This window comes from Natronospira elongata (genome assembly GCF_034931365.1).
In the GTDB taxonomy this organism is placed as follows: domain Bacteria; phylum Pseudomonadota; class Gammaproteobacteria; order Natronospirales; family Natronospiraceae; genus Natronospira; species Natronospira elongata.
In genome coordinates this window covers 25309-35703 of sequence record NZ_JAYGII010000011.1, presented here as the reverse complement: position 1 = coordinate 35703, position 10395 = coordinate 25309, and the positions used below count along the sequence as shown (strand labels likewise).

General features: G+C 61.2%; 4 protein-coding genes and 1 tRNA gene. 1 reads left to right on the top strand and 4 read right to left on the bottom strand.

What is annotated here, in order from left to right; all coding sequences use genetic code 11:
• Positions 1 to 8: 8 nt before the first annotated feature.
• Positions 9 to 1535: an alpha/beta hydrolase-fold protein gene (locus tag VCB98_RS06755; protein WP_346051142.1), complete on the bottom strand. Its 1527-nt coding sequence runs from the start codon at positions 1533 to 1535 to the stop codon at positions 9 to 11.
• Positions 1536 to 1737: 202 nt separating this feature from the next.
• On the opposite strand from VCB98_RS06755, the gene VCB98_RS06750 reads away from it, so the two are divergent.
• Positions 1738 to 1825: transfer RNA gene (locus tag VCB98_RS06750), tRNA-Ser, on the top strand.
• A 267-nt stretch (positions 1826 to 2092) separates the two neighbouring features.
• Here the strand turns inward: VCB98_RS06750 and VCB98_RS06745 are convergent.
• From VCB98_RS06745 to VCB98_RS06735, 3 genes are all read right to left on the bottom strand, one after another.
• Positions 2093 to 5422, bottom strand: coding sequence for an EAL domain-containing protein (locus tag VCB98_RS06745; RefSeq protein ID WP_346051141.1), 3330 nt, complete (start codon positions 5420 to 5422; stop codon positions 2093 to 2095).
• A gap of 126 nt (positions 5423 to 5548) precedes the next feature.
• The gene (locus VCB98_RS06740; RefSeq protein WP_346051140.1) at positions 5549 to 7729 is read right to left on the bottom strand and encodes a cyclic nucleotide-binding domain-containing protein; all 2181 of its coding nucleotides are present in this window, start codon (positions 7727 to 7729) and stop codon (positions 5549 to 5551) included.
• Between the two features lie 208 nt (positions 7730 to 7937).
• Positions 7938 to 10325: a helicase-related protein gene (locus VCB98_RS06735; RefSeq protein WP_346051139.1), complete on the bottom strand. Its 2388-nt coding sequence runs from the start codon at positions 10323 to 10325 to the stop codon at positions 7938 to 7940.
• Positions 10326 to 10395: the final 70 nt, after the last annotated feature.

Below are 10395 nucleotides of genomic sequence, written 5' to 3'. Positions count from 1 at the left end.
CAATCCCTTCAGTCTTCCAGGCGCTCCGCCATTTCCGAGAAAATCTCGGCGTGGCTCAGGGGAATCCAGCAATGTCCCTGGAGACGCCCCCAGGTGAATCGGGCCTCGGGATCGGGATTGCTCAACTCATCCATCAGGTCGGCAAGACGATACATCCCGGGGTTGAGATAGTAGTCGTCCATGTCGCCCATCCAGATATTGAGCTTGCCGGCCAGCTCTTCACCGATCTCATCCCAATTGGCCTCCAGGTAGCGGACCAGGTCGTAATCCTTCCAGTACTCCACCACCGCCGGATCGATCTCGCCGCTGTGCTCATCCCAGGCCGGCACCGGCAGACCGTCATCACCACGAGGGCCGTAAAGGGCATGCCAGGCACCCCACTGCTCACCGCCGGTCACAAAGCTATCGCCGCGTCCCATGACCCGCTCCATGGCAATCTCTGCCTTGATGGAGAATTCCGGATCCCCCTCAATGGAGCGCTTGCTGGGTATCAGATAGTTGTGGCGGTTGTAGTAGGCGTTTTCATCTTCATAGAGGTTGATGAGCTGAAACCGGCGAAAATCCGGGCTGTCGGCGCAGAAAGACCAGGCACCATTGAAGTAATCCGGGTAGAAGACTTGCATCGCCAATGAAGCCCAGCCCCCGGTGGAGCCGCCATCCAGGAAACGGGCCTCCGGCTCGCCGATGGCACGGAAGCGCTCCTCGATGTAGGGAATCAGCTCTTCGGTGACGGCATCCCCCCAGGGACCGCTGTTGCGGGAATTGATCTGATAGGGATCACCGAAGGGGCCGGTGCCATCCAGCAACACCATGATGAACTTGGGATTGGCCGGGTCATACCAGTCATCGCGGAAATCACTGCCCGCCTCCATCAACTCCAGGGCACGGGTATAGCGTGAGCCATAACCGCCGATGTTGTAGCGCACCGGATACTCATCGCCACTCTCTTCCCAATCAGTGGGCAGGATGACGGCGGCGCGCAACTCAATCTCCTCGCCCCAGAACTCGCTCAGCAGCTCACTCTTGATCCGCACGAACTGCAAATTGGACCGGTCCGCGGGCAGTTCATCCGGAAGGTACTCACTGAGCTGCAGTTCGATCTCGCCCCGGTCCGCCGGCCAATCCACCACCAGCGGTTCCGACAGCCAGCTTCCCTCGCTTACCGCCTGGTGGAAAAAGAAATCCGTCTTGTAGATTGCCTGCAACTGGTAGCGCCCCTCCGGCACGTCATCCACCTGCTCGGGCGGAAAACCGATCATATCGCCGGCCAGGCGGAGCGGCTCATCGCCATTCCAGTCTTCCACATCCACGGCAAAGAAGGGATCAGAGTCGGAAAATGGGGGGAACCCCATGTGGACGTGGGGCACTTCGGCATCTTCCGGCGCAAAAACCACAAAAAGCCGCCCCTCCGATTCCCAGACATCCGCCCTGTCTTCCGGGGGATGCACCGCCGCCCAGGGCGCCTCCACCTCTCGCTCACAGGCCGCCAGTAGAACCACCAAAACCATCAGGACCGCCATCTGCCACGCTTTCATGCCAATCTCCCTCACGAAAAATGATCTCGTCATGTTATCCTTTCGTCCCGGCACCGCACAGCCCCTATCGGACCGCGGGCCGCGCTCGCGGCTGTCATCGAACCCTCGCTTTCAGCGAAGGGCCTGGGCCCGGCAGCGCCGGTCTTGAAAACCGCCAGTCCGCAGGGTCTTGCTAGAACATGTAGACGCCACGGTAGTTTTCGGAGAGGTGGCAGAGTGGTTGAATGCACCGGTCTTGAAAACCGGCAGTCCGCAAGGACTCGTGGGTTCGAATCCCACCCTCTCCGCCATACAATGATCGAGGCCGTCCCGAGTGGGCGGCCTTTTTCATTTCTCGAAATCGAATTCGAACCCACGAGTCAATAACAACTCGGGTTCGACAAATGCGTAGGAACGCATTTGGGCTGCGCAGCGCAGCGGAGCAGCGCCGGAGCGAAGCGGAGGCCGAGGCCCAGGGATGGGCCGAGCAATCCCACCCTCTCCGCCATACAATGATCGAGGCCGTCCCGAGTGGGCGGCCTTTTTCATTTCTCGAAATCGAATTCGAACCCGGATGATTAATCTTCCAGTGGTGATTTCACCCAATCGGCCAGATCATCCGGACTCATGGGGCGCGCGAACAGGAAGCCTTGCATGAAACAACAGCCCAGGTTTTCCAGAAAGCGGCGCTGCTCCCCGGTTTCCACACCCTCGGCAATCACCGTCATGCCCAATTTGGCTGCCATGGCAATGGCGGTTTCCGCGATGGCCGCATCCTCCTCATCGTCCGGCAGGTCCATGACGAAGGAACGGTCCAGCTTGATCAGCGTGATCGGCAACTGCTTCAGATAAGACAGACTGGAATAGCCGGTCCCGAAATCATCCAGCGCCAGCTTGATTCCCAGCTCACGCAATCGATGCAGCCCCTCCAACACCTGGGAATCCATATCCATGAGACTGCTTTCAGTGATCTCCAGGGTCAACAATGCTGGATCCACACCCGTTGCCTGGATGATCTTCTTCAGGTGGTCCACGAAACTCAGGCGGCGAAACTGTATGGGGGAGACATTCACGCAAATCCCGGCACGGGACAACACTGGATTCCCAGAGTCAGACCACGCCTTCTGCTGCCTGCAGGCCATCCAGAGAACTCGATCCCCCAGTGGCAAGATCAAACCCGAACGTTCTGCTGCGGGGATGAACTCGCCCGGGGGTACCATTCCAAGCTCCGGATGATGCCAGCGCAGCAGAGCCTCAAAACCCACGATACTCTTATCCCGGCTGTTTACCTGCGGTTGGAAATGGAGCATGAACTCGTCCTGTTCCAACCCCCGTCGGATGGCATTTTCCATATCAAGCCGCGCGCGGGCTTCGTCATTCATCTCGGGTGCGAAATGCTTATAGTTATCCCTCCCCGCGGACTTCGCCCGATACATGGCTGTATCCGCGTGCTGGAGCAGGGTATCCACATCATCACCATCATCCGGATAGATCGTAATCCCGATGCTCGCGCCGAGCTTGAATCGTCGATCCTCCAGCTCGAACGGTTCAGCCATTTCCTTCAACAGCTTCTCTGCAACAGGCGCTGCACTACTGCTTTCCTCCAGACGAGGAAGAAGAATAACAAACTCATCCCCACCCAAGCGGGCCAGCGTGTCTTCATCCCTGACTGCCTCACCCAACCGCCTGCCAACCTGCTTTAACAACTCATCACCCACACCATGACCCAGGGAATCATTGATGGTCTTGAACTCATCCAGGTCAAGAAACATCACTGCCATCTTGTAACCATGACGCTTCGCAGATTGCAGGGCACGCTCTGCGCAGGTAAACCAGAGACGGCGATTCGGCAAGCCCGTGAGTTCATCATAGTGAGCAAGATATTCAATACGTTCCGCTGCCTTTCTGGCATCAGTGACATCCTGGGCAATGGCCCGAACGCGCCAGGGTCGGCCCTCCGCCCAGTCACTTTCGAGAGCCATATGCAGAACCCGCTCCGATTGCCTTCCCAGGCGACAATCCATGCTCAATGGCTCTGCCTCCAGCTCGGCTCGGCCCAGGAGACTGGCTAGTCTGGGTTGATCATCAGGATGGATCGCCCGTATCAGGGCATCGGGGCTATCCAGTGACTCCAGGGGTAGTCCCAATAGTTCGGCCAGACCCCGGGATGCATTGAAGCTGCCTTCTTCGCCCGGAATCCATTCCCAGCTACCCAGGGCGGCAACCTGCTGGGCCCTATCCAGGGCTTGTTGCTGTTCGAGCAATTCCTCACTAGCTTCTGCGAGTTCCCTCGTCCTGCGTTGAACCAACTCTGACACGCGTCTACTCTGACCGGTCACCAGAAGCAGAAAGGCCGCCAGGCTTCCCGTCAGAACGAACCCAATCAGCGTCGGAATCCAGGCCGGCCAGGTATGAACCACAGCGGTGCCAGCACCCGGCTGGACCCGCAACTGCCATTCCCGCCCGGCAAAGCCCAACTCACGCAAACCCACGTGCCTGGCTGCAAGCCAGTCAGGCCGTTCACAATCCTGAGTGCCCGCCAGTCTCTGACTCCCCGCCCGGCCCCCCAGGTCCACCAGGCAGACCTGCAGTTCCATTGTGGGTGCAGCAGCAATGGCGTCTTCCATCAAGTCCCCAAGGCGGAATGCGGCCGTGACCAGACCCAGAATCACGGCTTCCTCTCCGCTCCCGGACCGATCCTTCACCGCGCTGTAGATCACCATCCCAATCTGGTCGCCCGGCTCCTGAGTCAGAGTGAAAGGCGCACTCGCCTTTGGCTCGCCGGATTCCATGGTCTGCTTTATGGCTACTTGTGGTGAATCGATGGACTGGGGGTCAAGCCCGATAACCGATCGATTTTCCGCCAACGGCTCAACATAAAGGATAGGAAAATACTCGGTGCGAGTGGCCGCCCTGCCCGTCGTTGCTCCATCCAGGCGGTCCAGAATCTGGAATTCACCAAAACCTGCCCTTTGAACTTCTGCTTCGAATTCGGCTCGTTGGGCATCCCTTACCCGAGGATTGAAGCTGAAGTTCTGGCTAGCCGAGTGTCGGTCCAGAAAAGGCCCAACAAAGTCGCGAAACTGGTCGCGGCTCAGATCCGGGTTGAGCTGAACCAGGCGCTCCAGAGCCAACAGAGTTTCCATGTGGGCATCAAGACGACGTTCCAACTGCTGAGACAATGCTTCGGTATCCCGCTCGAAATCGGCGGCGAACCGTTCCACCGATAGCAGATCCAGCTGGCGAAACAGAAGCAGACCTAGGCCGGTAAGCAACAGCAGAGGCAAGACCAGAACCACACGGCGGGGCCGCCAGACGTTACGGGGTCGGGCCAGAAAAACCAGAAGCACCGGCACGATAACAGTCGCCCCAAGTACATCAGCCAGCCACCAGGAAAGCCAGGTGGTCAACTGCGGCCCAAACTCCAGACCACCGAACCACCACAACCAGGGCAAGGACACGGAAGCCTGGACCAGGCAGGACAGCGGGATCACCAGAAGGATGAAAGCGGAAATGTTACGGGGACTGTCCAAGGGATCTGGCCAGTTCACCAGGCGCTGAGCCAGATATCGCCCCAGGGCTGCCTGTACCAGCACCGCCGTTGGCAGAATCAGCAATGGCCAAAGCAACAAGGCGGGATTGGCTCCCGGATGCTCGATAACCATCAATCCCACCAGCTGGGCCCCAAGGCCGACTCCCACTAGGGACCGAAGGCCATAAATCAGAACCCAGCCCAGTGCGATGCCAGCCGGCAGAAAGATACTGGTGGCCACGGTATCGGCTGGCGACAAGCGCAGGGAGACCCAACCCAGGAGGAGGTATAGGGTAAAGCCGGTCAGGTTAATACCCAGCAGTTGCCAGATGGAGTTCGATTGATCCTGTTCTGCGCTTGCTTGTTGCTGGGCCACTGTGGGACTCCGGCAGTGTTATCGGCCATTCCCGAGCGGGGAACCAAGGAAACTCTGATACCCGTCCCTCGGTGGATCCTCCGGCCAGGATCCACCGCCCGTCCGACCATCATAGCAGATCGCTGCTCAGTCCAGCGCCAGCCGCGCCCGTAGCTCTTGAACTCCAACACGATCAATGTACTGGCAGGTTTCCTGGTAAGCGTCACGAATGACATCGGCCGGGTCTACCTTCACATTGAATCCACGCTCGGAAGCCAGACTGATGTCGACATCCAACTGCCGTTTTGTCTCACGGATTCCACGGTGACTTCCCGCGAACAGGGAACGCAAGAGCAGATCCGGCGCCACTGAAACCTGCCGGGACCAGCCCGGTAGCAAGCGACGCCACCAGGGTTGGCTCAGGCTACCAAAGTCAATCTCGACATGATCCGGTTGGCCGTTCATGGTATCAATGCCGATGCAGCTCCCCACGACCCCACGCAGTAGGTCGCCTGGCAAACGGTTAATGAGGCTGCCACTGACATGCAAGTCCCCGTCAAGGGATACGGGACTGCCCAGGCCGGGAACAATACTGCTGGCCGCCACCGAGTCCCACAGATTGCCCTGACGATGAATGCTCAGTGTCTGTTTGTTCAGATTGGTGGAGACGCAAACGAAAGGACGCCAGAGATCTTCAATGTCGGTGGTTTCCAGTTCTGGCCACCCACTGGCATGACGTCCAGGCAGGTGACGCTGCCAATCCACTTCCGCCAACTCGCGTCCGGAGAGGCCAAAGGCATAACCGGCGCCAACCACGGCGCCCACACCGCTGGCGGCAATCATGTCCAGAGGAATGCCGGCTTCCTCCAGAGCCTGGATCGCCCCGACCTGCCCCAGCCCGCCAGGGCCGGCACCACCCAGTGCCAGGCCAACAGCCCGCCCGGCCAATAAGCGGGCAACACGTGCCAGGTCCTCATCATCACCCAGGCGAAGATGGAAGTGCCCGTCCGGAGAACGTGCCTTGAGCCAGGGACTGGTATCCCGGACCCGGCGCATCCCGTTCTCGTGAGTCAGCAGCAATCGGGTGCGCGGTTGACTACGCAGCTCCGTGGTTCGGCGGCGATCCTCATACAGCGCCCGTTCCAGGCCGTTGGGTTCCCTGTCCGCATTACCGTCCGCAACGATCAGCAGTTCGTCAGCCTGATTGAGGCAACGGCGCGTCCAGGCACTCGCCTCTCCGCCCTTGAGCGGTTCAGTAATCTGAAACAGTATTTCGCGACTGGCCGCCATCTCATCCAGCATCAAGCCGATGCCGGCCTCTGCCATGATGGAATCGGCGCCGGGGCCGTCACCCTGACCTTGCAGTCTGCGCACCCGCTCGACGTCCAGGACCTCGGCGCTGGGGCCGATTGCGGCACTGATAGCCCGCATCAAGGCGGTGGGATTCCGGTCGGGGTTAGCGGCAATGACGGCAATACGACGGCAACCGCCGCGAGCGGCCGGTTGTTTCCGCTGGCTGCGCCGCAAGCGATCGGCGAGCTGGCGCGTAATACCCATGACCAGTGCCGGATACTCCCGGTTCAGCAATTCAAAATTGGTTCGCGACAGCCGTACCAGGGTGGACTCGCGAGCCGCCACCACGCCCGCGGAACGGCTCTCGCCGGACAGCAAGCCCATCTCGCCCACCACTTCTCCCTGTCCCAGGCTGGCGATGGGCACTTCTTCACCATATTCATTGGCTGCCACCGCCCAGAGCGAACCATCGACAATGAAGAAGAGGCTGTCGCCCGGATCCCCACGTCTAAACAGGATTTCCCCCGCGTCCAGCCGCACCCATTCCAGCCGCGCCGCCAGTTCATCCCGCTCAACCTGATCCAGATTGCCAAAAAATCGCTCAACGATCTGATCCAGATCGTTGCGCTGAATTCGAGCCCGGGCCTCCGCTTCCAGGGCCGCTTCCAGTTGCGGTGCTTGCGGCAGGCACTCTCGCAATGTCTGGGCCTCGATTGCCAGCAGCCGACTCGGCTTGACGGCCTTGACCGTCGCCGTGCGTGGACCACCAAAAAGCACACCGAGCTCACCCACCGGCTCACCCGGCCGGAGGTCCCCGAGACGCTGCTGCCCCCCATTCTGGGCGACGCAGGCTTCCAATTCGCCGTTCAGGACCAGATACAGTGAATCCGAGGGGGCGCCCTCGCAGAATAAATCTTCCCCGCTCTTCAGTTCTACCGCACGGACAGCATGGCTCAAATCAGCAACAAAAGAGTCATCCAGGTCCCTGAATAATCTGCTTTTTCTAAGAATTTCTTGAGCTTCATCGGCTCGCATATCCGACTCCCCCGGGGGACCGGCCAACCCAGGAATGGACCGATCCTGCGACTCAAAGCATAGGTTTCACAGCCACCAACCGGCAATCGCCCGTCTGAGGCCCCCCATATACCCCCCCATTTGCTTCAACTCCGGGCTGAAAATCCCGAACTCGACGGGACCCTTAACAGGCCCCAAGACTCATTTCCACAGTCTCAGGCAGCATCCACTAGCGGATATCGGTAATCCGGTTACCTTCCCGGTAGCGCAGACGCCATCCCGTCCAGCTCGGGAGCTCCCATCGCTTGGGCGGGGCCCGCCGCGTTCCGCCCTGCCGAACCAGGGTAATCTGCTTCCGGTCCGGGTCGTATTCCAGAGACAATTCCAGATCGCCAAGGGAAAACCGTCGCGGGAAGCGCTGGTCAAAATCTGTCTGCGCCCAGTCCGGCAGCCCGTCGAAGCGCAGGTCTTCCGGTGCCAGCAATTCCAGGTCGTCGACGGACTCCACCCCAAGTGTCGCCAGGCGCTCACACAACCAGTCTTCTGCCGACGGCACTGGCTGCCTTTCCTGCGGCTGCGGCGCCTCCAGCCACCCCCCTGGGTCCTCCCCGGCCCGAATCAGGGCCTGATAGAGCTCCCAGCGTGCCAGGTCTTCCAGAAGTTGCTCGCCCACCGGGGAGAGCATACGACCAGCCAGAATCAAGCGAGCCAAGACCCTGGGCACCTCTCGGGCAGCAGGCTCACGCTCTGTTCGGCTGATCAGGCGATTGGCGTAGTAATGCGCCTCGACCACACGCGGTCGACCGCCATCCACTGTTGCCGGGCCCAGCCTGGATTCGCACAGACCGGCGCTCAACAGCCAATCAAGTGGCAATGGGGCAAGGCAGGTTCCTATGGTCCGGGTCTCCCGGGTTCCCCGCCGTCCGGGGACACTGTGATCGTCGAAGACCAGGGCCGCCTCGGCGCTCTCCTGAAGACGGCTTCGCTCATCCACCAGAATTTCCCCCTCGCCATTACCCATGGCCTGGCGTCGTTTCTCGCGACGGACATGCACCAGCGCCGGGGCGGCCTGCATGACGGCCTTGAGCCAAACAGAGCGATCCACCTCCAGGGTTTCCGGGATCGCCTCGGGCAACCCCAGCACCCGGCGCAACTGAACGGCCAAACGGCGTGCATCCCGGCGCGCCGCCGGGTGACACCCCGGCAACTCCGATCCCGACGCACGCAGGGCCATTAGCAATGTAATGGCGTCACAGGGTTGCGACTGCCATTCCGCCACCTGGCGCCGACCGGTTTCGGAATCCGGCAATCTGAACAGTCGGGGACGGGTGGACAAGGCGGCGGTGAGATCGGCCATTGCGGCCCGGCTGGCAGCATCAGGCATGGCCGTGATCAGGTGGGCAAAATGACTGTCGATGGGTAGCTCGAACAAACCCGAGCCGTGGGCCGTCACTCTGCCCGCCTCATCCACCGCGGCCATTGCCTCCAGCCTCTCCCGGGCTACGCTCAGGGACTTTTCCGGCAGGGGATCGGGAAAATCCAGCGCTTCCAGACGATAGCCGGCGCTGGCCGCTGCCAGCATCATCTCGCTCAGGTCCTCGCGCTGCACCTGCGGTGGGGTAAACGCTTCCAAGGGCGCCTGACGCCCCCAGAGCCGCAGACACAGGCCCGGCGCTACCCGGCCGGCCCGTCCCCGCCGCTGCTCGGCATTCGCCTGGGCGATGGGCGCCAACTGCAACACGGTTCGCTGGTTTCGGCGGGCGGTCCGCCGCTCCAGTCCGCTGTCCACCACTGCCGTCACCCCCGGGATGGTCAGCGAGGTCTCGGCCACATTGGTGGCCAGGATCACCCGTCTGTTCCGGCCTGAACGCAAGGCACCCTGTTGCTCGGCCGGGCTCACACCGGCGTGGAGGACCACCCGTTCCGCCGACAATCCGCTCAGGGCCTGGTGGCAATCACTGATTTCGCCCCGCCCGGGCAGGAAAACCAAAACATCCCCATCGGTCTCATCCATTGCAGCCCGCACGGCCTGGCGGACGCGGGTAGCAAGCTCCCTCTGCGTTGGCATGTCGCGTTCCTGAGCGGCCAGGTAGCGAACCGAGACCGGATATTGCTTGCCCTCGGCCTCAAGCAGGGCACCCTTCAGCCACTTGGCCACCCGCTGCCCCGCCAGCGTAGCCGAGGTCACCACCAGGCGGTGCCGCCCCTGATCACGGAGAAGAGCGAGCAACAAATCCGTATCCCAGCGGCGCTCGTGGAATTCATCCAGCAGGACTGACTCGAAGCTCCCCAGGCGGCCTTCGACCAACCAGCGCAGTGCAATACCGGGGGTCACGAAACAGATTCCGGTATGGGCAGAGACCTTCTGCTCAAAACGAATGGCATAGCCAATGCTTTCACCGACGGCCTCGCCGACCTGCTCGGCGAGCCAGGCAGCCAGGGCGGTGCAGGCCACTCGCCGTGGCTGGATCACCAGCACCGGTCCCTGCTCGCCCATCCACAGCGGCAGGCGAGTCGACTTGCCCGAGCCGGTCGCCGCGGCGACCACAACCGGCCCCCGCGACCAGGCCTTGTCGAAGTCCGCTCGCAGGCTGTCGATGGGCAGGCTGGCTGACACGGGCACACTCTCTCCCTTCGGGTTGGGGCAGCAAGGAGGTGCAGAGCCTACAATAGCCACGCCACCTGTG